25 protein-coding genes are annotated in these 23568 nt (G+C 75.0%); 23 read left to right on the top strand and 2 right to left on the bottom strand.

The window, feature by feature from the left end; all coding sequences use genetic code 11:
* Positions 1-42: 42 nt before the first annotated feature.
* The 12 genes from rpsP to ACFT5B_RS10205 all read left to right on the top strand — a co-directional run bounded on the left by rpsP (position 43) and on the right by ACFT5B_RS10205 (position 9288).
* A complete protein-coding gene (rpsP, locus tag ACFT5B_RS10260) occupies positions 43-483 on the top strand; it encodes a 30S ribosomal protein S16 (protein ID WP_386797903.1) in 441 nt (146 codons plus the stop codon).
* A complete protein-coding gene (locus ACFT5B_RS10255; protein ID WP_036951536.1) occupies positions 483-722 on the top strand; it encodes an RNA-binding protein in 240 nt (79 codons plus the stop codon). Before rpsP ends, ACFT5B_RS10255 begins: the two co-directional genes overlap by 1 nt.
* Positions 723-835: 113 nt before the next feature.
* Entirely contained in the window at positions 836-1384 is a 549-nt protein-coding gene (rimM, locus tag ACFT5B_RS10250; RefSeq protein WP_386797902.1) for a ribosome maturation factor RimM, read from the top strand.
* A 1-nt stretch (position 1385) separates the two neighbouring features.
* Complete coding sequence (gene trmD / locus ACFT5B_RS10245) at positions 1386-2213, top strand: tRNA (guanosine(37)-N1)-methyltransferase TrmD (RefSeq protein ID WP_386797901.1); 828 nt, start codon at positions 1386-1388, stop codon at positions 2211-2213.
* A gap of 243 nt (positions 2214-2456) precedes the next feature.
* Positions 2457-2816 carry a 50S ribosomal protein L19 gene (rplS, locus tag ACFT5B_RS10240; RefSeq protein ID WP_386797900.1) on the top strand — a complete coding sequence of 120 codons (360 nt, stop codon included), beginning with the start codon at positions 2457-2459 and terminating at the stop codon, positions 2814-2816.
* A 138-nt stretch (positions 2817-2954) separates the two neighbouring features.
* Positions 2955-3755: a signal peptidase I gene (lepB, locus tag ACFT5B_RS10235; RefSeq protein WP_386797899.1), complete on the top strand. Its 801-nt coding sequence runs from the start codon at positions 2955-2957 to the stop codon at positions 3753-3755.
* Positions 3752-4672 carry a ribonuclease HII gene (locus ACFT5B_RS10230; RefSeq protein ID WP_386797898.1) on the top strand — a complete coding sequence of 307 codons (921 nt, stop codon included), beginning with the start codon at positions 3752-3754 and terminating at the stop codon, positions 4670-4672. Before lepB ends, ACFT5B_RS10230 begins: the two co-directional genes overlap by 4 nt.
* 7 nt (positions 4673-4679) lie before the next feature.
* A complete protein-coding gene (locus ACFT5B_RS10225; RefSeq protein WP_036951525.1) occupies positions 4680-4979 on the top strand; it encodes a DUF2469 domain-containing protein in 300 nt (99 codons plus the stop codon).
* Between the two features lie 122 nt (positions 4980-5101).
* Entirely contained in the window at positions 5102-5461 is a 360-nt protein-coding gene (locus ACFT5B_RS10220; protein ID WP_386797897.1) for a YraN family protein, read from the top strand.
* A complete protein-coding gene (locus ACFT5B_RS10215) occupies positions 5458-6990 on the top strand; it encodes a YifB family Mg chelatase-like AAA ATPase (protein WP_386797896.1) in 1533 nt (510 codons plus the stop codon). Before ACFT5B_RS10220 ends, ACFT5B_RS10215 begins: the two co-directional genes overlap by 4 nt.
* On the top strand, positions 6983-8218 hold the full coding sequence (gene dprA / locus ACFT5B_RS10210) for a DNA-processing protein DprA (RefSeq protein WP_386797895.1): 1236 nt from the start codon (positions 6983-6985) through the stop codon (positions 8216-8218). The genes ACFT5B_RS10215 and dprA overlap by 8 nt, the downstream gene beginning before the upstream one ends.
* Before the next feature lie 119 nt (positions 8219-8337).
* Positions 8338-9288 (top strand): tyrosine recombinase XerC, encoded by a 951-nt coding sequence (locus ACFT5B_RS10205; RefSeq protein ID WP_386797894.1) that lies wholly within the window; start codon positions 8338-8340, stop codon positions 9286-9288.
* A 15-nt stretch (positions 9289-9303) separates the two neighbouring features.
* Here ACFT5B_RS10205 and ACFT5B_RS10200 read toward each other — a convergent pair whose 3' ends face one another.
* The gene (locus ACFT5B_RS10200) at positions 9304-9942 is read right to left on the bottom strand and encodes a murein hydrolase activator EnvC family protein (protein WP_386797893.1); all 639 of its coding nucleotides are present in this window, start codon (positions 9940-9942) and stop codon (positions 9304-9306) included.
* 444 nt (positions 9943-10386) lie between these two features.
* Between ACFT5B_RS10200 and rpsB the strand changes: the two genes are divergently transcribed.
* The 10 genes from rpsB to ACFT5B_RS10150 all read left to right on the top strand — a co-directional run bounded on the left by rpsB (position 10387) and on the right by ACFT5B_RS10150 (position 20125).
* Positions 10387-11364: a 30S ribosomal protein S2 gene (gene rpsB / locus ACFT5B_RS10195; RefSeq protein ID WP_386797892.1), complete on the top strand. Its 978-nt coding sequence runs from the start codon at positions 10387-10389 to the stop codon at positions 11362-11364.
* A 111-nt stretch (positions 11365-11475) separates the two neighbouring features.
* Entirely contained in the window at positions 11476-12315 is an 840-nt protein-coding gene (tsf, locus tag ACFT5B_RS10190) for a translation elongation factor Ts (protein WP_386797891.1), read from the top strand.
* Between the two features lie 232 nt (positions 12316-12547).
* Positions 12548-13306, top strand: a complete 759-nt coding sequence (pyrH, locus tag ACFT5B_RS10185; protein ID WP_386797890.1) for a UMP kinase — start codon at positions 12548-12550, stop codon at positions 13304-13306.
* A gap of 82 nt (positions 13307-13388) precedes the next feature.
* Positions 13389-13946: a ribosome recycling factor gene (gene frr, locus ACFT5B_RS10180; protein ID WP_386797889.1), complete on the top strand. Its 558-nt coding sequence runs from the start codon at positions 13389-13391 to the stop codon at positions 13944-13946.
* A complete protein-coding gene (locus tag ACFT5B_RS10175; RefSeq protein WP_386797888.1) occupies positions 13946-15037 on the top strand; it encodes a phosphatidate cytidylyltransferase in 1092 nt (363 codons plus the stop codon). Before frr ends, ACFT5B_RS10175 begins: the two co-directional genes overlap by 1 nt.
* Positions 15038-15096: 59 nt before the next feature.
* Complete coding sequence (gene rlmN / locus ACFT5B_RS10170; RefSeq protein ID WP_386797887.1) at positions 15097-16227, top strand: 23S rRNA (adenine(2503)-C(2))-methyltransferase RlmN; 1131 nt, start codon at positions 15097-15099, stop codon at positions 16225-16227.
* Between the two features lies 1 nt (position 16228).
* A complete protein-coding gene (locus ACFT5B_RS10165) occupies positions 16229-16777 on the top strand; it encodes a DivIVA domain-containing protein (protein WP_386797886.1) in 549 nt (182 codons plus the stop codon).
* Between the two features lie 10 nt (positions 16778-16787).
* The gene (locus ACFT5B_RS10160) at positions 16788-17510 is read left to right on the top strand and encodes a class I SAM-dependent methyltransferase (RefSeq protein ID WP_386797885.1); all 723 of its coding nucleotides are present in this window, start codon (positions 16788-16790) and stop codon (positions 17508-17510) included.
* A 57-nt stretch (positions 17511-17567) separates the two neighbouring features.
* Positions 17568-18731, top strand: a complete 1164-nt coding sequence (gene dxr / locus ACFT5B_RS10155) for a 1-deoxy-D-xylulose-5-phosphate reductoisomerase (RefSeq protein WP_386797884.1) — start codon at positions 17568-17570, stop codon at positions 18729-18731.
* Positions 18732-18847: 116 nt separating this feature from the next.
* Positions 18848-20125, top strand: coding sequence for a M50 family metallopeptidase (locus ACFT5B_RS10150; RefSeq protein WP_386797883.1), 1278 nt, complete (start codon positions 18848-18850; stop codon positions 20123-20125).
* A gap of 15 nt (positions 20126-20140) precedes the next feature.
* Here the strand turns inward: ACFT5B_RS10150 and ACFT5B_RS10145 are convergent, their stop codons facing one another.
* Complete coding sequence (locus tag ACFT5B_RS10145; protein WP_386797882.1) at positions 20141-22108, bottom strand: GTP-binding protein; 1968 nt, start codon at positions 22106-22108, stop codon at positions 20141-20143.
* Between the two features lie 254 nt (positions 22109-22362).
* On the opposite strand from ACFT5B_RS10145, the gene ispG reads away from it, so the two are divergent.
* A complete protein-coding gene (ispG, locus tag ACFT5B_RS10140) occupies positions 22363-23499 on the top strand; it encodes a flavodoxin-dependent (E)-4-hydroxy-3-methylbut-2-enyl-diphosphate synthase (RefSeq protein ID WP_386797939.1) in 1137 nt (378 codons plus the stop codon).
* Positions 23500-23568: the final 69 nt, after the last annotated feature.

The following is a 23568-nucleotide window of genomic DNA, read 5'->3' as shown; positions in this document are numbered from 1 at the left end:
CGAACGCGGACCTCCCCACACGAACCAGGAGAGACCACCACAGTGGCCACCAAGATCCGTCTGAAGCGCCTCGGCAAGATCCGGGCCCCGTACTACCGTGTCGTCGTCGCCGACTCGCGCACCCGCCGCGACGGCCGCGCGATCGAGGAGATCGGCAAGTACCACCCGACCGAGGAGCCGTCGCTCATCGAGATCGACAGCGAGCGCGCGCAGTACTGGCTGGGCGTCGGCGCGCAGCCGACCGAGCAGGTCCTCGCCCTCCTCAAGATCACGGGCGACTGGCAGAAGTTCAAGGGCCTGCCGGGTGCCGAGGGCACGCTGAAGGTCAAGGGCGAGAAGGCCGACGCCGCGACCGCGGTCGCCGCTGCCGCCGAGGCCGCCGAGAAGCACAAGGCCACCGTCGCCGAGAAGGCCGCCGCCAAGGCGACCGAGCCGGCCGAGGGTGCCGAGGAGCAGGAGCCGGCCTCCGACGAGCAGGCCTGATGCTCGCCGACGCGCTCGAGCACCTCGTCCGGGGGATCGTCGACAACCCGGACGACGTGCGTGTCGCGTCGCGTGCGACGCGTCGCGGTGACCTCCTCGAGGTCCGGGTCCACCCGGACGACCTCGGGCGGGTCATCGGTCGTGGCGGCCGCACGGCCCGCGCGCTGCGCACCGTCGTGGGTGCGCTCGCGGGCGACGAGCCCGTCCGCGTCGACGTCGTGGACGTCGACCGCCGCTGACGCCTCGCGGCGCGGACTCCGTTCCGCGCCGCCCAGCACGACGCGTGAGGCCCGGTTCCTTTCGGGGGACCGGGCCTCACGCGCACCATCGACCAGAAGGAGGGCGGGCCGCCATGGAGCTGACCGTCGCACGCATCGGCCGCGCCCACGGGCTGCGCGGAGAGGTGCGCCTCGACCTGCGCACCGACGACCCCGCGACCCGGCTGCAGGTGGGCGCCCGGCTCGCGACGGTGCCGCCCGCGGCCGGCCCGCTCACGCTCGACGGCGTCCGCACCCAGAACGGCGCCTGGTACGTGCGGTTCGCGGAGGCCGGTGACCGGACGGCCGCCGAGGCCCTGCGCGGCGTCGAGCTCGTCGTCGACGCGGACGTCTCCGACGAGGAGGACGCGTGGTACCCCCACGAGCTCGCCGGCCTCCGGGCCGAGCTCGCCGACGGCACCGTCGTCGGGACCGTCGAGGGGCTCGACCCGTCGCCGGCGCACGACCTCCTCGTGGTCCGCGAGACCGGCGGCGAGCGGACGCTCGTCCCCTTCGTGCGTGCGATCGTCCCCGTGGTCGACGTGCCCGGCGGCCGCGTGGTCCTCGACCCGCCCGGCGGCCTCCTGGCCCGCGACGCCGCGCTCGTGGACGTCGACCTGCCCGACGCGGACGGCGAGGCCTGACGTGCGCGTCGACGTCGTCTCGATCTTCCCCGACTACCTGGCGCCGCTGGAGCTCTCGCTCGTCGGCAAGGCGCGGCAGTCAGGCCTGCTCGACCTGCGCGTGCACGACCTGCGCGACTGGGCGACCGACCGGCACCGCACCGTCGACGACACCCCGTTCGGCGGGGGAGCGGGCATGGTCATGCGCCCCGACGTGTGGGGTCGCGCGCTCGACGACGTGATCGCGGACACCGGCTCGGACGCCGACGCCGGCTCGGACGGCGAGCAGGCCGGGGTGGCGGGCGACGTCGTCGGCGCACCGGTGCGCCTGGTGATCCCGACGCCGTCCGGCGAGGTGTTCACGCAGCGCACCGCGGAGGCGTGGGCGCAGGACGCGCGCCTCGTCGTCGCGTGCGGCCGCTACGAGGGCATCGACGCGCGCGTGGCCGAACGCTTCCGCGAGCGCGGCGTCGTCGTGAGCGAGGTGTCGATCGGCGACTACGTCCTCAACGGGGGCGAGGTCGCGGCGCTCGTGGTGGTCGAGGCGGTGGGCCGGCTGCTGCCGGGCGTCGTCGGGAACCCGGAGTCGCTCGTGGAGGAGTCGCACGGCGCCGCGGGGCTGCTCGAGTACCCCGTGTACACCAAGCCGCCCGCCTGGGAGGGCCACGAGGTCCCCGAGGTCCTGCTGTCCGGGCACCACGCGAAGATCGCCCGCTGGCGTCGGGACCGCGCGCTCGAGCGCACCGCCGCGCGTCGTCCCGACCTCATCGAGGCCCTCGGAGCGGACGCGCTCGACGCGCACGACCGCGAGGTGCTCCGGGCGGCGGGGTGGGAGCCCCCGGCGTCCTGACGCTCGGGCGAGGCTTCGCCTCTGGTCACCGGGACGCGGGCGGATTCGTCCGAGGCCGCGTCCCTGTGGCAAGATTGACGACTGGTGTGCGCCCGGCGCAGCCGTCCCGCCCGCTCTGCCACGGGGGAGCAAGGGACGCACGGGCACCGCGCACCGCACCCGCATCCCGCACCGGACCGTCCGCGGCACGCCCGCCGACGGCCACGAGATCGGACCTGACCCGTGGCAGGCCAGGAGACCGACATGCACACGCTCGACAGCGTCGACGCAGCCTCGCTGCGCAGCGACGTCCCGGCATTCCGCGCCGGCGACACCCTCAAGGTCAACGTCAAGGTCGTCGAGGGCAACCGCTCCCGCGTCCAGGCGTTCCAGGGCGTCGTCATCGCCCGCCAGGGCGGCGGCGTCCGCGAGACGTTCACCGTGCGCAAGATCAGCTTCGGTGTCGGCGTGGAGCGCACGTTCCCCGTGCACTCCCCGCAGATCGACACCATCGAGGTCGTCACGCGCGGTGACGTGCGCCGCGCCAAGCTGTACTACCTGCGCAAGCTCCGCGGCAAGAAGGCCAAGATCAAGGAGAAGCGCGAGACCACGCCTTCCAAGTAAGGCCTCGCAGCACCCCTGCAGCATCTCAGACGGGCGGTCGTCCTCTCCGGACGGCCGCCCGTCGTGCGTCCCGGGTCGTGCGGTCCGCGGGGTGACCCGCGTTTCGCCCGTCACAGGTGGGGATGGCACAGTTGGCGCGTGACCCCATCCACGTCGTCCGACGACGCCCAGCCCGTCCCGGGCACCGCCCAGCCGGCCTCACCCGAGACGGAGCGCTCCGGTGGTTCCGACGGTGACGGCGGCGGGGCGTCGCGGCCCACGGCGGCGGCACCGCGCCGGTCGTCGGTGCTGCGCGAGACCGCGATCATCGTCGTCGCGGCCCTCGTCCTGTCGTGGCTCATCAAGACGTTCCTGGTCCAGGCGTTCTACATCCCGAGCGAGTCCATGGAGGACACGCTCCAGATCGGCGACCGGGTGATGGTCTCCCGCCTCGTCCCGTCGCACCTCGACCTGCACCGTGGCGACGTCATCGTGTTCAAGGACCCGGGCGACTGGCTGCCCGCCCAGGAGAAGGCCGACCACGGGCCGGTGGGCAACGCGGTCGTCGACGCGCTCACGTTCGTGGGGCTGCGGCCGAACGACGCGGTCGGTCACCTCATCAAGCGCGTCATCGGCCTCCCGGGCGACACCGTCGCGTGCGCGGGCCCCGGCAAGCCCGTCACGGTGAACGGCGTCGCGATCGACGAGCCGTACCTCAAGCCGGGGTCGGAGCCGAGCCAGGACGCATTCAGCCACAAGGTCCCGGCGGGTTCGTTGTTCGTCATGGGCGACAACCGCCAGGACTCGAGCGACTCGCGCTACAACACGGGTAAGCCGGGCGGTGGGTTCGTCCCGATGGACGACGTCGTCGGGACGGCCTTCATCAAGGTGTGGCCCCTGTCCGACGCCGGCCTCCTGCGGAACCCCGGCGACACCTTCGAGGACGTGCCGAACCCGTGACGACGACGCCCGCCCGCACCACCCGGACGACGTCGAGTCGTCCGGCGGCTCGCGTGCGCACCGCGCACCTCAAGCGCGAGACGGCGTGGTTCGAGACGGGCGCGCGCACGGTCGCGGGCATGGACGAGGTCGGGCGGGGCGCGCTCGCCGGGCCGGTGACCGTCGGGGTGGTCGTGGTCGACGCGACGACGCGTCGGGCGCCGCGCGGCCTGACCGACTCCAAGCTCCTGGCACCCGCGTCGCGCGAGGAGATGGTGCCGCGCGTCCGCCGCTGGGGCGTGGCCTGGGCCGTGGGGCACGCGAGCAGCGCCGAGATCGACGAGGTCGGCATCATCGGCGGCCTCCGGCTCGCGGGCCGGCGTGCGCTGGCCACGGTGGCGGCCGCCGGCATCGAGGTCGACGCCGTGCTCCTCGACGGCTCGCACGACTGGCTGTCCGACCCCCAGCCGGACCTGCTCGACGTCCTGGGCGAGCTCGAACCGCCGGATCTCGCCGACGTCGTCCCCTCGGGCGTGGCGCTGCCGGGCGCCCGCGCCTACCGGACGCTCGACCCCGCGTCCCTCCCGGCGCCCGTCCCACCCCTGGGCGTGCGGACGCTCGTCAAGGCCGACGTGCAGTGCGCGTCGGTCGCCGCCGCGAGCGTGCTCGCGAAGTGCGAGCGCGACGCCCTCATGCGCGACCTCGCGGCCGAGCACCCCGCGTACGAGTGGCAGCAGAACAAGGGCTACGCGACGGCCGCGCACGTCCGGGCGCTCGAGGCGCACGGCCCCAGCGCGCTCCACCGGACGAGCTGGAACCTGCCCGGTGTGACGTCGTCGGGCCCGGTGGCCGGCGAGCCGGCGCTGCCGGGTCGGGCGGCGGACGCGGGCCCGACTCGCGCGGACGACGGCGCCTCCCGGCTCCTCGATGGTCCATGATGGACGCGTGAGTGCGGAGGACCTCGAGAACTACGAGACCGAGATGGAGCTCGCGCTCTACCGCGAGTACCGGGACGTCGTCGGACTGTTCTCGTACGTGGTGGAGACCGAGCGACGCTTCTACCTGGCGAACCACGTGGACCTGCAGGTGCGGTCCGCGGCGGGTGAGGTCTACTTCGAGCTGCGGCTCGCGGACGCGTGGGTGTGGGACGTGTACCGGTCGGCGCGCTTCGTGAAGTCGGTGCGGGTCGTGACGTTCAAGGACGTGAACGTCGAGGAGCTCGCCAAGGCGGAGCTCCAGCTGTAGCGGACGTCCCGCGCGGGCGCTGACCACAAGGTGGCGGCCCCGCCCGCTTGCGCACAGCGTCCGTACCGGCCGCCGCACGCGCGCCCGTCCCCTCGGCAGGCTGGCCCGCGGAGGTGAGGCCCGTGCGGGCGAAGGACGCGGTCGGACGGTACGGCGAGAAGGTGGCGGCGCGCCACGTGGAGGGGCGCGGCTGGCGGGTCGTCGACCGCAACTGGCGAGGACCGGGCGGTGAGCTCGACCTGGTCGCGCTCGACGGGGACGTGCTCGTCGTGGTCGAGGTCAAGACCCGGCGCGGCCTCGGGTTCGGGCATCCCGCGGAGGCGGTGACACCGGTGAAGCTGGCCCGCCTGCGGCGCCTGGCCGCGGGCTGGCTGAGCGCGCACCCGGACGTCCGGTACCGGTCCGTCCGCATCGACGTCGTCGCGGTGCAGCTACCCCGGGCCGGCGCGGCGCGGATCGAGCACCTCGAGGACGTCGCGTGAGCGGCCTCGGCACGACGCGCGCCGTCGCGCTGGTCGGGCTCGCGGGTCACCTGGTCGAGGTGCAGGCGCACCTCGCCGCGTCGGTGCCCGGCTTCACGCTCGTCGGCCTGCCCGACGCCGCGCTCAGCGAGTCGCGCGACCGGGTGCGCGCCGCCGTGACGTCGTCGGGGCTCGCGTGGCCCAACAAGAAGATCACGGTCAACCTGTCGCCCGCGGCGCTGCCCAAGACCGGCTCCGGCTTCGACCTCGCGATCGCGGTGGCGATGCTCGCGGGCGCGCGGCTCGTTGACGACGCCCGGCCCCAGCAGGTCGTCCACCTGGGCGAGCTGGGCCTCGACGGCCGCGTCCACCGGGTACGAGGCGTCCTGCCCGCGGTGGCCGCGGCCGTCGCCGCCGGGTACCCACGCGTCGTGGTGCCCGCGCAGGACGCCGACGAGGCCCGGCTCGTGCCGGGCGCCGAGGTGCTGGGCGTCCGGCACCTGGCAGAGCTGGCCGCGCACTACGGCGCCGAGGTCGACGAGCTTCCCGACCCGCTGGACGACGCCCCGGCCGTCCGCCGCGCGGCCCCCGGCGTGGCGGGCGACCTCACGGACGTCCTCGGGCAGTCGGAGGCGCGCGCGGCGCTCGAGGTCGCGGCCGCGGGCGGCCACCACCTGCTCATGGTCGGCCCGCCCGGCGCGGGCAAGACGATGCTCGCGTCCCGGCTGCCCGGCATCCTGCCGGACCTCGACGAGGCGGCAGCCGTCGAGGTGACCGCGATCCACTCGGTCGCCGGGACCCTCGACGCGGCGCAGGGGCTGGTGCGGCGGCCGCCCTTCGAGGACCCGCACCACACCGCCACGCCCGCGTCCGTCGTCGGGGGAGGCTCGGGTCTGCCGCGCCCGGGCGCCGCGTCCCGCGCGCACCGCGGTGTGCTCTTCCTGGACGAGGTCCCCCACTTCGGGTCGCGCGTCCTCGAGACGCTGCGCCAACCGCTCGAGCACGGGGAGATCGTCATCCACCGCGCGGCGGGGACGGCACGCTACCCGGCGCGGTTCCAGCTCGTCCTCGCCGCCAACCCCTGCCCGTGCGGCAAGGCCGTCGGCAAGGGGCTCGACTGCACCTGCACCCCCATTGAGCGTCGGCGCTACCTCGCGCGCCTGTCGGGGCCGTTGCTGGACCGGGTGGACGTGCAGGTCGAGCTGCCGCGCGTGAGCGCCGTCGACCGGTCCGAGCGGGGCGAGCCGAGCGCGACCGTCGCGGGCCGGGTCGCCGCGGCCCGAGCGGCCTCGGCCGAGCGGCTGCGCGGCACGCCGTGGACCCTCAACGGCGAGGTGCCGGGGTCGTGGCTGCGCGAGCGGCTCGGCGCGGCGCCGGGGCTCCTCGTCGACGTCGACCGCGCGCTCGAGCGGGGCTCCCTGAGCCTGCGGGGCGCGGACCGTGTGCTGCGGCTCGCCTGGACGCTGGCCGACCTCGCGGGCCGCGAGGCGCCGAGCCGCACCGACGTCGGGCGCGCCCTCACGCTCCGGACCCGGGGCCACCGTGGCTGACGGCGTGGTCGACCTCGGCGACCCGCGCGCGGTCGCGGCCGCCTGGAGCCGGGTCGTCGAGCCGTCGGACACGGCCGCCGGGCACCTCGTACGGGCGCTCGGGCCCGCGGCGGCGCTGGGCTGGCTGCTGGGCGCAGCCCCGGGCCCCGACGTCGCCGAGGGCGCGATCCGCCGGCTGCACGCCGACCGGCCCGACCTGCCGGCCGACCTGGCCCCCGCGCGGCTGCTGCGCGCCGTGTCCCGCTGGGCCCCGCGCACGCGCGGGCTCGACCCCCGACGCGAGCTGCGCGCACTCGACCTCCTCGGCGGGACGCTCCTCCTGCCGGGCGATCCCCGCTGGCCGCGCGCGCTCGACGACCTCGGTGCGGGCGGACCGCAATGCCTGTGGGTGCGGGGCGCACCCGATCTCGAGGTTCTCTCGGCGCGGTCGGTGGCCGTCGTCGGGGCGCGGGCGTGCACGGAGTACGGGCGGCACGTCGCGGCCGAGCTCGCGCACGGGCTCGCCGGACGCGGCATCACGGTCGTCTCGGGCGGCGCCTACGGCATCGACGCCGCCGCTCACCGCGCGGCGCTGGCGGCGGGCGGCCCGACCGTCGCGTTCCTCGCGGGCGGCGTCGACCGGCTCTACCCGGCCGGGAACGCCGACCTGCTGCGCGGCGTGATCGACGCGGGCGGGGCCGTCGTGAGCGAGGTGCCGCCGGGATCGGTGCCGAGCCGCGTCCGGTTCCTGCTGCGCAACCGGCTGATCGCAGCGACCGCCCGCGCGACGGTCGTCGTGGAGGCGGCCTGGCGGTCCGGCGCGCTCTCGACCGCGACGCGCGCCGCCGAGCTGCTCCGGCCGGTCGGCGCCGTGCCCGGGCCCGTCACCTCGATGGCGTCCGGCGGCTGCCACCGGCTCCTGCGGGACGGGATGGCGGTCTGCGTCACCGACGCCGACGAGGTGGCCGAGCTCGCCCTGCCTGCCGGCGAGGGCGGCGGGACGTCGGGGGCCGATGCCCGCCAGGGTGGTGGGCGACCGGGTGCCGAGGATCTGGACGACCTCGACGGCGTCGGGCGACGCCTGTTCGACGCGCTCCCGGTGCGCCGCGCGGCGGACGTCGGCTCGATCGCCCGGGCCGCGGGGCTCGCGCTCGACGAGACCCGTGGCGGTCTCGGGCTGCTCGAGCTCGCGGGGTTCGCGGTGCAGGAGGCCGGCGCCTGGAGGCGCATCCCGCGCCCGTCCCGATGAGCGACGCGCCGACGTCCGGTCCCCGCGCCGCGGAGGGTGCAGCGCCGGCTCGCGCCGCCCCCCGTCCGCCCTCCGCGCGGCGCCTTGCCCCGGACGCGCGGCTCCGTGACGCTGGGGGCGTGAGTGCACCGCAGACCCCGGTCCTGGGCCCGAGCCCGGACGAGGACGCCGGGTTCGACGCCGCGATCGAGGCGTTCGTCCGGCACCTCGACCTCGAGCGTGGGGCGAGCGTGCACACCGCCCGCGCGTACGCCGGTGACCTCGCGGGGCTCGCGGCGTTCGCCGCGGCCCACGGGGCCGGCGCGCCCCGCGACGTCGGCCTGCAGCTGCTGCGCGCCTGGCTCGCCGACCTCGCCGCGACCGGTCACGCGCGCACGACGCTCGCCCGCCGGAGCGCCGCCGCCCGCGCGTTCTTCGCCTGGACGACGAGCACGGGGCGCACGCCCCAGGACCCGGCGTCCCGCCTGCGCTCCCCGAAGGTCGACCGCCACCTCCCGCAGGTGCTGTCGGTCGACGCGGCCCGCACCCTCGTCGAGCACGCCGGGGCGCTCGCGGCCGACGGCGGCCCGGCGGCGCTGCGCGACTGGGTCACCGTCGAGCTGCTGTACGCGACGGGCCTGCGGGTGGGGGAGCTCGTGTCCGTCGACGTCGACGACCTCGAGCTGACCACCCGGACCGTCCGCGTGCTGGGCAAGGGCCGCAAGGAGCGGGTCGTGCCGTTCGGTGTCCCGGCCGCGCGGGCGGTCGAACGCTGGCTCGGGGCCGGGCGGCCCGCCTTCGTCTCCGCGGCCAGCGGGGCTGCCCTGCTGCTCGGGGACCGCGGGGGCCGCTGGGACCAGCGGCGGGCCCGCGACGCGGTCCACCGCCTCGCCGCCGACGCCGGCGTGCCCGACCTCGCCCCGCACGCGCTGCGGCACACGGCCGCGACCCACCTGCTCGAGGGCGGCTCCGACCTGCGCAGCGTCCAGGAGGTCCTGGGGCACGCGAGCCTCGCGACGACCCAGCGCTACACGCACGTCAGCGCCGAGCGGCTGCGCTCCTCGTACAGCCAGGCGTTCCCCCGCGCCTGACCGCGGCCGGAGGCCTCAGCCGAGCGGGAGCAGGACGATCGGGTCGCTCGCGACGAGCGCCATCGGGTCGAGGTAGGTCTCGCCGCGGCGCACGCCCCAGTGCAGGCACGAGCGCGGCAGGCAGTGACCGCCCGGACCGGCGGCGTCGAGCGTCGCGACGGCGTCGCCCACCCGCACGCGGTCGCCCACGCGCAGGTCGGTCGTGACGGGCTCGAACGAGCTGCGCAGCCCGTCGTCGTGCTGGAGCGTCAGCACCCGCCGCCCCGCGACGGAGCCGGCGAACGCCACGACCCCGGCCGCGGGCGCCCGCACGACGTCGCCGGCGGACGCGGCGAGGTCCACCCCCCGGTGCCCGGAGCCCCAGCGCACGGCCGGCGGGTCGAACGCGCGCAGCACACCGCCGGGCACCGGGACGCGGTACCGCGCGTCGGGCGTCGTCGACGAGCCGGGCGCTTCGGTGACGGGTGCCGCCCGCGCGGCTGCGCCGAGCGGCGCCGTCGCCGGGACCCGGACCGCGGTCGAGGGAGGCTCGGCGGCGCCCGCGGCGGACCCGAGCGCCGGTCCCAGCGCGACGACGGCAGCGAGGACGGCCGCCGCACGCCGCGTCGGACGAGGCGCCCGGCGGGCCGGGCCGGCGGGCAGGGGGAGCGTCATCGGGCCAGCGTGCCGGGCCCGCGCGACCGGTGCGCGCGCCCGGACCGCCCCTGTGGACGACGGCCGTGCGGGCGGGCGCGGGGGACGGCGCAGGGCCCGCCCGGACGGGCACCGGCGCAGGTCCGCGATCCGGTAGACTTGTCGGCGCATGCGCCCTGCGCATGACATCGCGCACCACAACACGCTCCCGTTGCCGGCTTCCCGTCGGCGCGCGCGCAGCCCGCCGGACGTCGTCCGCCGCGCCGCTCGCACCGGAGCCGCGGCGTGGGCGACGGTCTTCCGGAACCCGTCCTCGGACAGGACCCGGTGGCGTCCCGCCGCGTGGTGCCAGGGACGACGGCCGACCGGCCGGCGTCGACAACCGGAACAGCGGTCCTCCCCGCGAGGGCCGCGCAACCCGTGCGCACGGCGAGGGACTCGCGGCGCACGACGAAAGGACGTGCCATGGCCGTCGTGACCATGCGCCAGCTCCTCGAGAGCGGTGTCCACTTCGGGCACCAGACCCGCCGCTGGAACCCGAAGATGAAGCGCCACATCCTCACGGAGCGCAACGGCATCTACATCGTCGACCTCCAGCAGTCGCTGTCGTACATCGACCGCGCGTTCGAGTTCGTCAAGGAGACGGTCGCCCACGGTGGGTCGATCCTCTTCGTCGGCACCAAGAAGCAGGCGCAGGAGCCCGTCGCCGAGCAGGCCGCGCGCGTCGGCATGCCGTACGTGAACCACCGCTGGCTGGGCGGCATGCTCACCAACTTCACCACGGTGCACAAGCGTCTCCAGCGCCTCAAGGAGCTCGAGGAGATCGACTTCGACGACGTCGCCGGCTCGGGCCTCACCAAGAAGGAGCTCCTGGTCCTGCGTCGCGAGAAGGACAAGCTCGCCCGCACCCTCGGCGGCATCCGCGACATGGCCAAGGTTCCCTCGGCCGTGTGGATCGTCGACACGAACAAGGAGCACCTCGCGGTCGACGAGGCGCGCAAGCTCGGGATCCCGGTCGTCGCGATCCTCGACACCAACTGCGACCCCGACGTCGTCGACTTCCCGATCCCGGGCAACGACGACGCGATCCGCGCCGTGACGCTCCTGACCCGCGTGGTCGCCGACGCCGTCGCCGAGGGCCTGCTGCAGCGCCACTCGGGCCGCGCCACGACCGAGGCCGGTCCGGACGCCGACGCCGAGCCGCTCGCCGAGTGGGAGCGTGAGCTCCTCGCCGGCGCCGAGAAGCAGCTCGAGCAGGACGAGGCCGCCGCCGCGACCGCCGTCGCCGAGGCTCCGGCGGACTCGCCGGCCGCCGAGGAGGCCGCTGCCGAGGCGCCCGCCGCCGAGGAGGCTGCTGCTGAGGCGCCCGCCGCCGAGGCTCCGGCCGAGGCCGCCGCCGAGGAGACCGCCGCCCCGGCCGAGGGCGACGCCGACGCGAAGTGACGTGACGGGTGCGCCGCGCTGACCGTGCGGCGCACCCCCGTCCCGCGGGCTCGTCCCGCCCCACGCATCGCCCGGCCCGCGCCGGGCGTCCGACCAGCCGAAGGAACAGACATGGCGAACTACACCGCCGCTGACATCAAGGCGCTGCGCGAGCGCACCGGTGCCGGCATGCTCGACGTCAAGAAGGCGCTCGACGAGGCCGACGGCAACGCCGACAAGGCGATCGAGATCATCCGCAAGAAGGGCCTGGCGCGTGCCGCCAAGCGCGAGGGCAACGCCACGACCGAGGGCCTCGTCGCCGTCAAGGTCGAGGACACCGCCGCCGGCCAGGTCGCCACGCTGATCGAGCTCGACGCCGAGACGGACTTCGTCGTCAAGAACGAGAAGTTCATCGCGCTGGCCGACGCCGTCCTCGAGGCCGCCGCGGCCGCTGGTGCGACCGACGCCGAGTCGGCGCTCGCGGCCCCGGCCGCCGAGGGCACCGTCGCCGACACGATCGCCGCCCAGGGCGCGACCATGGGCGAGAAGGTCGTGCTGCGCCGCGTGGCGCGCGTCGAGGCCCCCAAGGTCACGACGTACCTGCACAAGACGGCCAAGGACCTCCCGCCGTCGATCGGCGTGGTCGTCGCCACGGACGAGGCGGCCGAGCCGGTCGCCAAGGACGTCGCGCAGCACATCGCGGCCATGGCCCCGACGTACCTGTCCCGCGAGGACGTCCCCGCGGACGTCGTCGACAAGGAGCGCGAGATCGCCCGCGAGGTGTCGATCGCCGAGGGCAAGCCCGAGGCCGCGCTGCCGAAGATCGTCGAGGGCCGCCTGAACGGCTTCTTCAAGGACGCCGTCCTCGTGGACCAGCCGCTGGCCAAGGACACGAAGACGACGGTCGCCAAGCACGTCGCCGCCACCGGTGGCAACCTGCTCGGCTTCGTCCGGTTCCGCGTCGGCAGCTGACGCGCGACCCACGTCCGACGCGCACCCCGGGGCCCGGGTCGCCGCTCTCACAGCGGCCCGGGCCCCGGTGCGCACCGGACGCGCGGCGCTGCGGCGCCGCGGCCGCGGCGCACAGCGCCGCTAGGGTGGGACGGGCGCCTGGCACCACCAGGACGACCGGAACCCCGAGGCAGGACGGCACGTGCGCCCTCCCGGTGACGGGCGCAGACGACGAGAGAAGACGGGTGAGGTCGTGACGGACGGTGTCGTGACGGGCGGCGAGGTGGCCGCGACAGGTCAGGTCAAGTCGAGGCGCGTCCTCCTCAAGCTCTCGGGCGAGGTGTTCGGCGGCGGCGAGGTGGGGCTCGCGGTGGACGTCGTGCAGGCGACCGCGGCGCAGATCGCCGCGGCGGTCGCGGAGGGCGTCCAGGTCGCGATCGTCGTGGGCGGCGGCAACTTCTTCCGTGGCGCGGAGCTGTCCCAGTCCGGTCTCGACCGGGCCCGTGCGGACTACATGGGCATGCTGGGAACGGTCATGAACTGCCTGGCGCTGCAGGACTTCCTGGAGCAGCAGGGCGTGAAGACCCGCGTCCAGACCGCGATCGCGATGGGGCAGGTCGCCGAGCCCTACATCCCGCTGCGGGCGATCCGTCACCTCGAGAAGGGCCGCGTCGTGATCTTCGGCGCCGGCGCGGGCATGCCGTACTTCTCGACGGACACGGTCGCCGTCCAGCGTGCGCTCGAGACGCACTGCGACGAGGTCCTCATGGGCAAGAACGGCGTCGACGGCGTCTACACGGCGGACCCGCGCCGCGACCCGACGGCGCGCAAGCTCGACCACATCACGTACACCGACGCGCTCGTCCAGGACCTCGGCGTCATGGACACGACGGCCCTCAGCATGTGCCGCGACAACGACGTCGAGATGCGCGTGTTCGGGATGAACGAGCCCGGCAACGTGACGCGGGCGCTCGTGGGCGAGAAGATCGGCACGCTGCTCACGACGAGCTGAGCCGCTCGACCGCGGTCCGCAGCGGACCCCGGACGGACGGACCACAGACCAGAACCGCGACAGACCGAACCAAGGAGCACCGGTGATCGACGACACCCTCCTCGAGGCCGAGGACAAGATGGACAAGGCGATCGAGGTCGCCAAGGAGGACTTCGCGGGGATCCGCACGGGCCGGGCGAGCGCCGGGATGTTCGCGAAGATCTCCGTCGACTACTACGGCGCGCCCACGCCGCTGCAGCAGCTGGCGTCGTTCAACACGCCCGAGGCGCGGACCATCCTCGTGTCGCCGTTCGACAAGACCGCGACGCCTGCGATCGAGAAGGCGATCCGCGACTCGGACCTGGGCGTCAACCCGGCGACCGACGGCAACGTCATCCGCGTCGTGCTGCCCGCGCTCACGGAGGAGCGTCGCCGCGACTACGTGAAGCTCGCCAAGGGCAAGGCCGAGGACGCGCGCGTCTCGGTGCGCAACGTGCGTCGTCGCGCCAAGGAGGAGCTCGACCGCATCGTCCGTGACGGCGAGGCGGGCGAGGACGAGGTCGCCCGGGCGGAGAAGGAGCTCGAGTCGCTCACCAAGAAGCACGTCGACGCGATCGACGCGCTCCTGGCGGGCAAGGAGAACGAGCTGCTCGAGGTCTGATGGCGGCCGCGAAGCGAAGGAAGTCCGAGCGCCCGACGCCGTCGTACCGGCGACGCGGGTCCGCGGACGCGGGCGACGGGGCCGACCCGTCGGCCTGGACCCCGGCCGCGTCCGGGTTCGGCGCGCAGCCGGCCGACGGCGGCACGCACGACGTCGAGCGCCGTGACCCCGAGGCTCCGGAGCCCGGCAACGTGGACCTCGCCGCGGTGATCGCGTCGCCCGTCGCGGCTGCCGAGGCCCTGGATGCCCCCGTGCCGCTCCAGGACCCGCCGCCACCCGTCCCCAAGGCGGGCCGGAACCTCCCGGCCGCGATCGCCGTGGGCGTGATCCTGCTCGGCGTCGTCGCAGCGTCCCTGGTCTTCCGTCCCGAGTTCTTCGTGGCGTTCGCGGTGCTCGCGGTCGGTAGCGCGGTCTGGGAGCTCGCGCAGGCGTTCAAGCTCAAGGACATCCGCCTGCCGCTGCTCCCGCTGCTCGTGGGCACGGCGGGGATCCTGGTCTCGTCCTACTACTCGGGCTCCGAGGCTCTCATGGTCTCGTTCCTGCTCACGGTGGGCGGCGTCGTCGTCTGGTGCGCGCTCGACGAGGCGGGGGCGGCGGGCGTGCGTGACGCCGCTGCGGGGGTGTTCGCGACGGCGTGGCTGCCGTTCATGGCCGGGTTCGTCATGCTGCTCCTCGCCGAGCCCGACGGCGAGCTCCGGGTCGCGCTGTTCGTCCTGCTCGCCGTGGCGAGCGACACGGGCGGGTATGTGGCGGGCGTCCTGTTCGGCCGGCACCCGCTCGCGCCGACCGTCAGCCCGAAGAAGAGCATCGAGGGCCTCATGGGCTCGTTCGTGCTCGCGATCGTCGTCGGCCTGGTGGGTGCTCACCTGCTCGACGCCGACCCCTGGGTCGGCATCGCGCTCGGTGTGCTCGCGCCCCTCACGGCGACGCTCGGCGACCTCGCCGAGTCGCTCCTCAAGCGCGACCTAGACTTGAAGGACATGGGACGCCTGCTGCCGGGCCACGGCGGCATCCTGGACCGCCTCGACTCGCTGCTCATCACGGCCCCGTTCGTGTACGTGCTGCTGGCGGCCGCCGTCCCGGGGAGCTGACCCGCCCCCAGCGGCCCGCCCGTCCCCGACCGACCTCCGACCACCGTCTGGACCCCGACATGCCGACCGTCACCCCGCCCGCGGGCCGCACCCCGCTGCAGCTCGCCGCCCCCCGCCGTGGCAAGCCGCCACGCCACTTCGCGGACCTCACTTCCGAGGAGCGGGCGCAGGCCGTCGTCGACCTGGGCGAGAAGCCGTTCCGCGCCAAGCAGCTCGCGACGCACTACTTCACGCATCTCACGTCCGACCCGCAGGCCATGACGGACCTCCCGGCCGCGACGCGCGACGTGCTCGCCGAGACGCTGTTCCCGCCGCTGCTCGAGAAGGCGCGCGTGCTCGAGGCGGACGGCGGCACGACGGTCAAGACGCTCTGGCACCTGTTCGACGGCGCGAAGGTCGAGTCCGTGCTCATGCGGTACACGCACCGCACGACCCTCTGCGTGTCGAGCCAGGCGGGCTGCGGCATGGCGTGCCCGTTCTGCGCGACCGGCCAGCTCGGCCTGACGCGCAACCTGTCGACGGCGGAGATCGTCGAGCAGGTGCGCTCGGCGGCGCGCTCGCTGGCCGACGGCGAGGTCCCCGGCGGCCCGACGCGGCTCAACAACCTCGTCTTCATGGGCATGGGGGAGCCGCTCGCCAACTACAAGGCGGTCATGGGGACGGTGCGCACGCTCGTCGCCAAGGAGCCGGAGGGCCTCGGGATGTCGGCCCGCAACGTGACCGTGTCGACGGTCGGCCTCGTACCGGCGATGCGCAAGCTCGCCGACGAGGGCATCCCGGTGACGCTCGCGCTGTCGCTGCACGCGCCCGACGACGAGCTGCGCTCCGAGCTCGTGCCGATCAACACGCGCTGGTCGGTCGACGAGGCGCTCGACGCGGCCCGGCACTACTTCGAGGTGACGGGTCGTCGCGTCAGCATCGAGTACGCGCTCATCCGCGACATGAACGACCACGCCTGGCGCGCCGACCTGCTCGGCGACAAGCTCAACGCGCGCGGCCGCGGCTGGGTCCACGTCAACCCGATCCCGCTGAACCCGACGCCCGGCTCCATCTGGACCGCGAGCGACCCCGCGGTCGAGGCGGAGTTCGTGGCACGATTGCGCGAGCACGGGATCCCGACGACGATCCGGGACACCCGTGGCAGTGACATCGACGGCGCGTGCGGTCAGCTCGCCGCGGAAGAGGAGTGACGTGTCCAGGTTCAGCACCGTGGGGAAGCTCACGACCGGCTACGACCCCGACGAGGTCGACGACTTCTTCGACTACGCGCGGGCGGTCTACGAGGGCCGGGAGGCCGGGCCGTTCACGAGCGCGGACATCCAGGCGGTCTCGTTCGAGCTCGTCCGCGGCGGGTACGACACGCACGAGGTCGACGCCGCGCTGGACCGCCTCGAGGCGGCGTTCTCGGTGCGCGACCGGGGCGCGTTCGTCACGCAGCACGGGCCGCAGGCCTGGATGGACCGCATCGCCGAGGAGGCGCGCACCCTCTACCCGCGCCTGAACCGTCCCGCGTGCGAGAAGTTCGCGCCGGCCGGCCGCGGCGAGGCGGGCTACGACATGGACGACGTCGACGCTCTCCTCGACCGTCTCGTCGACTACTTCGACCGCCAGGTGCCGATCACCGCCGCCGAGATCCGCGCGGCGACGTTCCGCCGTCGCCGCGGGGCGGACGCGTACGGCGAAGGGCCTGTCGACGCCTACCTGTCGCGGGCCGTCGAGGTGCTGCTCGGCGTCGAGTGACGTCGCTCCGGTGAGCCACCGCACGACGACGAGCCCGGCCGTGCGCTCGCTCGCGGCCGCTCTCGCGCGGCTCAACGCGCGCCACCCGTGGAGCCACAACGACCACTTCCACGGCTGGGTGCTCCGGCGCCTGCCGCGGCGTCGTCGGGCGGCGCTCGACGTGGGCTGCGGGCTCGGGGGACTGGTCGCCGCTCTCGCGGGCCGGTTCGACCGGGTCGACGCGATCGACGCGGACCCCGCCGCCGCGCGCTGGGCCGCGCAGCGGTTCGCGTCCGACGGCCGCGTGAGCGTGCGGGAGGCGTCGTTCGGGGACGTCCGCGTCCCCGCGGGCGTGGGCGGCTACGACCTCGTCACCATGGTCGCGGTGCTCCACCACCTGGACCTCGTCCCGGCGCTCGAGCACGCGCGAGGGCTCCTCGCTCCGGGCGGCCGGCTGCTCGTCGTCGGGCTGGCGCGGGTCGCCACGCGCCGGGACGTGGCCGTCGACCTCGTCTCGGCGTTCGCCAACCCGGTCGTGGGCCTGGTCAAGCACCCGCGTGCGGTGCGTCCCACGGGCGGCGACGTGAGGCCGGACGCGGACGACGCCTCGTCCGCGGCACCTCCCGTGGTGGTGCGCGACGCGACCGAGACCGTCGACGAGATCGCGGCGGCGGCCCGGACGGTGCTGCCGGGGGCCCGGGTTCGCCGCCGGCTGTTCTTCCGGTACACCCTCGAGTGGACCGCGCCGCGCTGAGCCCGCCGCGCCGGCGCACGGCGCCGACCCGTCCCCGGAGCCTGCGAGGATGACGACATGACCGCCAGCCCGCGCACCGTGACCCTCCTCGGCTCGACCGGGTCGATCGGCACCCAGGCCGTCGACGTGATCGGTCGCAACCCGGACCGGTTCGACGTGGAGGCCGTCAGCGCCGGTGGCGCGAACCCGGGCCTCGTCGTCCAGCAGGCGCGCGCCCTGGGCGTGCGGACGGTGGCCGTCGCGGACCCGGAGGCGGCGCGCGTCGTGCGGGACGCGCTGGGCGACGTCGAGGTGCTCGACGGCCCGGACGCGGCCGCCGAGGCCGCGGGCCGGGGGAGCGACGTCGTGCTCAACGGCATCACCGGCGCCGTGGGCCTGCGGCCGACCCTCGCGGCGCTGGAGGCCGGCTCCACGCTGGCTCTCGCGAACAAGGAGTCGCTCGTGATCGGGGGCCGCCTGGTCACGGGGGCCGTCCGGCGCCCGGGCCAGGTCGTGCCCGTCGACTCGGAGCACTCGGCGATCGCACAGGCGTTGCGCTCGGGCGCGCCGGGCGAGGTGCGCCGGCTGGTGATCACCGCGAGCGGAGGACCGTTCCTGCGGCGGTCGCGCGACGAGATGAAGAAGGCGACGCCCGCCGAGGCGCTCCAGCACCCGAACTTCGCGATGGGGCGCGTCGTCACGACGAACTCCGCGACCCTCGTGAACAAGGGCCTCGAGGTCATCGAGGCGCACCTGCTCTTCGACGTCCCGTTCGACCGGATCGAGGTCGTCGTGCACCCGCAGCAGCTCATCCACTCGATGGTCGAGTTCCACGACGGCTCGACGATCGCGCAGGCCGGCCCGCCGCGCATGCTGGTGCCGATCGCGCTCGGGCTGTCGTGGCCCGACCGGCTCGCGGACGTGGACGTCCCGATCGACTGGACCCGCGCGGCGTCGTGGGAGTTCGCGCCGCTCGACGAGGAGCAGTTCCCGGCCGTCGGGCTCGCCCGGCGGGTGGGCACGGAAGGCGGTGTCGCGCCCGCCGTCTACAACGCCGCGAACGAGGTGTGCGTCGACGCGTTCCACGACGGCGCGATCGGGTTCCTCGACATCGTGGACACGATCGCGCGGGTGGTCGACGCGCACGAGGCCGCGGGCCTCGACGCGTCGAGCGTCGACGGCGTCCTGCGCGCCGACGCCTGGGCCCGTGACGAGGCACGCGCCGTCCTCGCGCGGCGCTGACGCACCGGGCGCCGCCCGCCGTCCGAGCCGCCCCAGGATCTCTTCAGCGCGCGCCCAGGCGCACGGTGCATCCTGGCCGTCCTGACTTCCCGTCCGTCCCCGGAGGATCGAACCGTATGGCCGTCGTGATCGCGGTGCTCGTCGTGGTGGTGGGCGTGCTGGTGTCCATCGCCCTGCACGAGGTCGGCCACATGGTCCCCGCCAAGCTCTTCGGGGTGCGGGTGAGCCAGTACATGGTGGGCTTCGGGCCGACGCTGTGGTCGCGGACCCGCGGCGAGACCGAGTACGGGCTCAAGGCGATCCCCGCGGGCGGCTACGTGCGGCTCGTCGGCATGTACGCGCCCGCGCCGCCCGGGCACCGGCCCCGCAAGGGCTGGTTCGGCGAGATGACGTCGGCGGCCCGCGAGGCGTCCGCCGAGGAGATCCTCCCCGGCCAGGAGTCCCGCGCGTTCTACCGCCTGTCCGCGCCCAAGAAGGTCGTCGTGATGCTCGGCGGCCCGGTGATGAACCTCGTCATCGCGTTCGTCCTCACCCTGATCGCCCTGTCCGCGATCGGGGTCCAGACCCCCACGACGACGGTCGGCGCCGTGCCCGCGTGCGTGTCGACGTCGTCGGACGACTCGTGCCAGGCGGGCGACCCCGCGTCGCCCGCCTCGAAGGCGGGGCTGCGGGCGGGAGACACGATCGTCGCGTACGACGGTTCGCCGGTGAGCAGCTGGGACGACCTGTCGAGCGCGATCCGCGACGGCGGCACCGCGCCCACGACGCTCGTCGTGGACCGCGACGGGACCCAGGACACGCTCGACGTGACGCCCGCCGAGCACACGACGCAGACGACGGCGTCCGACGGCTCCGTCACCACGCAGACCGTGCCCTACCTGGGGATCTATCCGACGGCGGAGCGCGTCCACCAGTCGCCCGCGACGGCCGTGAGCCAGACGTGGGACATGACCACGGGGACCGTCGAGCTCGTCGCGCAGCTGCCCGTCAAGGTCGTCGACGTCGCCCGCGCGACGTTCGGCGACGAGCCGCGCAGCGCCGACTCGGTGATGAGCGTCGTGGGCGTCGGGCGCGTCGCCGTGGACGTCGCGGGCGCGGACCAGGCGACCGTCGTCGCGCGGGTCCAGGCCATGCTCCTGCTGCTGGCGAGCCTCAACGTGGCGTTGTTCGTCTTCAACCTCATCCCGCTCGTGCCGCTCGACGGCGGGCACGTCGTGGGTGCGCTCTACGAGGGTGCGAAGCGCACCGTCGCGCGCGTGCGGCGCCTCCCGCGTCCGGGCCCCGCGGACACCGCGCGCATGATGCCGGTCGCGTACGCGATGTTCGGGCTGCTGACGGTCATGGGCGTGCTCCTCATCTACGCGGACATCGTCGATCCCGTCCGCCTGACCTGAGGCGCTCGGCCGGGTTCACCACAGCCGCCTCAGTCGCGCCGCACGCGCGAGGAGGTCGGGCTCGCCGGGCACGCGGCGGGGCGGCGCGCCCCGGACCGGCTCGAACCCGGCGGGCTCCGTGACGAGGACGCCCTCGCCGCGCGTGAGGCCGGGCAGGGCCCGCTCCAGGTCGGGCACGGCCGCCGCCGCGACCCGTCCGCACACGAGCGCCGCGGCGTCGGGCTGCGGACGCCCGTCCTGCCCGCTCTCGAGCGTCGCCCCCGCCCCGGCGAGGACGGCGACCACGGCCGGGACGTCGTCGTCGGGGGTCTCGACCTCGAACCGGACGACCGGCTCGCAGACGCGGGTGCCCGCCGAGCGGAGCGCGTCGGCGAGGACGACGGTGGTCAGGTCGCGGAACGCACCCGCGGTGGCGCCCGTGCCGTACCGGGCGTGCGTCAGCGTCACGCGGACGTCGGTCACGGGCCAGCCGTACCGGCCCTGGCGCAGGAGCGCCCGGGCGGTCTCCTCGACGGCGCCGTGGAAGCCGCGCAGGAGCAGGCCGCGTTCGGCCTCGACGCGGTACGTCACGCCCGACGCGGCCGGCGCCGGCTCCACCCGGAGCCCGACGGTCACGAGCCCGAACGGGTGCGAGCCCATGACTTCGAGGGCGGAGCCGGTGGCCCGCGGCCGCTCGACGTGCAGGACGCCCTGGTCGGAGAACCGCACCGCGACGCCGTACTCGCCCTCGAGCGTGGCCGCCAGGACTTCCTTCTGGACCTCTCCGTACAGGCTGACCACGAGGTCCCCCGTCGTGTCGTCGAGCCGGACCGCGACGAGCGGGTCGCGGGCCGCGACGTCCTCCAGCGCGTCGCGCAGCGCGAGTCGCTGGCCCGGGCGCACCGGGACGACCGCCGCCGCGAGGGTCGGGAGCGCGAAGAGGCCGGTCCGGGCGACGAGCCCAGGGTCGCCGACGGCGTCCCCCACCCGGACGCCGGCGAGCCCGGTGACCCGAGCGACGCCGCCCGGGCCGAGCACCCCCTCGCGAGTGCGTGTGCCGGCCTCGTAGACCTGGACGGCGGTCGCCAGCGCGGGACGGCCGGCGGTGTCGTCGGGGGAGTGGAGCCGGACCCGGTCCCGCGCGCGCAGCGTGCCCGTGCGCAGGCGCACGACCGCGACGCGGGCGCCGCCCGGCCCGCGGTCCACCGCGAAGACCGTGCCACGGGCCGCCCCGGCGGCCGCGTCTCCGGCCGGGTCCGTCGACGGGAACCACCGCCCGACGGCGTCGACCAGCGCGGGCACCCCGACGCCCGTCGCCGCCGAGCCGAACAGCAGCGGGTGCAGCGTGCCCGCGCGGACCCCTGCCCTCAGCACCGATCTCGGGTCGTGCGCGAGGGGGCCCTCGCCCGCGAGATACGCCTCGAGGAGCGGCGCGGACCGGTCGTCGTCGAGCAGGGCCGTCGCGACGTCGTCGGGCAGGGCCCCCGGGTCGCGCGGCCCGACGAGCGCGCCGCGCGTCCCCGCACCGGCGACGGTGCTCAGCGGCACGACGTGCGGCGTGAGCCGGTCGCGGACCTCGGCGACGAGCCCGTCGGTCCGGGCCCCCGCCCGGTCGACCTTGTTCGCGAACAGGATCGTCGGCACGCGCAGGCGGGTCAGCGTCCGCAGCAGGACGCGTGTCCGGGCCTGGACGCCCTCGACCGCCGACAGGAGGAGGACCGCCCCGTCGAGCACGGTCACGGCGCGTGCGACCTCGGCGACGAAGTCCGCGTGCCCGGGCGTGTCGACGAGGTTCACGGTGAGGTCGCCGGCGCGCAGCGTCGCGACGGCCGAGCGGATCGTGATGCCGCGACGGCGCTCGAGCTCGAGCGTGTCGGTCTGGGTGTCGCCGGCGTCGACGCTGCCGGCGTGGTCGATCGCGCCCGCGTGCAGCAGCAGGCGCTCAGTCAGGGTGGTCTTGCCGGCGTCGACGTGCGCGAGCACGCCGATCGTGACGGTCCTCATACGGGCGGGGGCTCCTCGGGCAGGCGACAGGGACGCAGGGGTCGGTCGTCGTCTGCCGCATCGCGGGCCTCCAGCCGTGGGTTCGAGGGGTCGTGGGCGACGCTAGGCGGGGTCCGCACGCGTGTCACGGGCTTTTCGGCGGGCCGCCTTTCCCGGATCGCCACGAGATCCGACGGCCCGTCGCGCCCCTGGCAGCCCGCGACGTCGGCGGGGCGAGGGATACTTGACCCGTGAGCGTCCCGATCAACCTCGGCATGCCCGAGGCTCCCGCACCCGTCCTCGCCCCCCGCCGCAAGACGCGCAAGATCCGCGTCGGCAAGGTGGAGGTCGGCGGTGACGCGCCGATCAGCGTCCAGTCCATGACGACGACGCTGACCTCGGACATCAACGCCACCCTCCAGCAGATCGCCGAGCTGACCGCGGCCGGCTGCGACATCGTCCGCGTCGCCGTCCCCAGTGCCGACGACGCTGCCGCGCTCCCCGCGATCGCGAAGAAGTCCCAGATCCCCGTCATCGCGGACATCCACTTCCAGCCGAAGTACGTGTTCGCCGCGATCGAGGCCGGCTGCGCGGCCGTGCGCGTCAACCCGGGCAACATCCGCAAGTTCGACGACCAGGTCAAGGAGATCGCCCAGGCGGCGAAGGACCACGGCACGTCGCTCCGGATCGGCGTCAACGCCGGCTCGCTCGACCCGCGCCTGCTCGCGAAGTACGGCAGGGCGACGCCCGAGGCGCTCGTCGAGTCCGCGATCTGGGAGGCGTCGCTCTTCGAGGAGCACGACTTCCACGACTTCAAGATCTCGGTCAAGCACAACGACCCCGTCGTGATGGTGCGCGCCTACGAGCTGCTCTCCGAGGCCGGCGACTGGCCCCTCCACCTCGGCGTCACCGAGGCCGGGCCAGCGTTCCAGGGCACCATCAAGTCCGCGACGGCGTTCGGTGCGCTGCTCAGCAAGGGCATCGGGGACACCATCCGCGTGTCCCTGTCCGCGCCTCCCGTCGAGGAGGTCAAGGTCGGCATCCAGATCCTCCAGTCGCTCAACCTGCGCCCCCGCAAGCTCGAGATCGTCTCGTGCCCGTCGTGCGGTCGCGCCCAGGTCGACGTCTACTCGCTCGCCGAGCGCGTCACCGCGGGGCTCGAGGGCATGGAGGTGCCGCTGCGCGTCGCGGTCATGGGCTGCGTCGTCAACGGCCCGGGCGAGGCCCGCGAGGCGGACCTCGGGGTCGCGTCCGGCAACGGCAAGGGCCAGATCTTCGTCAAGGGCGAGGTCATCAAGACCGTGCCCGAGGCCATGATCGTCGAGACCCTCATCGAGGAGGCCATGCGGATCGCCGACTCGATGCCCGCCGAGGAGCGCACGCCGTCCGGTCCCGTCGTCACCGTGAGCTGACCGGGCTGCGAGCCGCGACGCGGCCGACGGCCGCCTGACGGCGCCCGCGGAACCGATGGGGGAGAATCG

Origin of the sequence: Luteimicrobium sp. NPDC057192 (genome assembly GCF_042670205.1) — a bacterium.
GTDB lineage: Bacteria > Actinomycetota > Actinomycetes > Actinomycetales > Cellulomonadaceae > Luteimicrobium.
Note: the sequence above shows the minus strand (reverse complement) of the source record. Positions and strands in the feature narration are given on the sequence as shown.

Bases quoted from the DNA above. Each gene is read 5' to 3' on its own strand.
- tsf (WP_386797891.1), top strand. From the start codon at position 11,476: ATGGCGAACTACACCGCCGCTGACATCAAGGCGCTGCGCGAGCGCACC.
- rlmN (WP_386797887.1), top strand. From the start codon at position 15,097: ATGCCGACCGTCACCCCGCCCGCGGGCCGCACCCCGCTGCAGCTCGCC.
- ispG (WP_386797939.1), top strand. From the start codon at position 22,363: ATGCCCGAGGCTCCCGCACCCGTCCTCGCCCCCCGCCGCAAGACGCGC.
- rpsB (WP_386797892.1), top strand. From the start codon at position 10,387: ATGGCCGTCGTGACCATGCGCCAGCTCCTCGAGAGCGGTGTCCACTTC.
- ACFT5B_RS10150 (WP_386797883.1), top strand. From the start codon at position 18,848: ATGGCCGTCGTGATCGCGGTGCTCGTCGTGGTGGTGGGCGTGCTGGTG.
- dxr (WP_386797884.1), top strand. From the start codon at position 17,568: ATGACCGCCAGCCCGCGCACCGTGACCCTCCTCGGCTCGACCGGGTCG.
- ACFT5B_RS10145 (WP_386797882.1), bottom strand. From the start codon at position 22,108: ATGAGGACCGTCACGATCGGCGTGCTCGCGCACGTCGACGCCGGCAAG.
- ACFT5B_RS10175 (WP_386797888.1), top strand. From the start codon at position 13,946: ATGGCGGCCGCGAAGCGAAGGAAGTCCGAGCGCCCGACGCCGTCGTAC.
- rplS (WP_386797900.1), top strand. From the start codon at position 2,457: ATGCACACGCTCGACAGCGTCGACGCAGCCTCGCTGCGCAGCGACGTC.
- rimM (WP_386797902.1), top strand. From the start codon at position 836: ATGGAGCTGACCGTCGCACGCATCGGCCGCGCCCACGGGCTGCGCGGA.
- ACFT5B_RS10255 (WP_036951536.1), top strand. From the start codon at position 483: ATGCTCGCCGACGCGCTCGAGCACCTCGTCCGGGGGATCGTCGACAAC.
- ACFT5B_RS10200 (WP_386797893.1), bottom strand. From the start codon at position 9,942: ATGACGCTCCCCCTGCCCGCCGGCCCGGCCCGCCGGGCGCCTCGTCCG.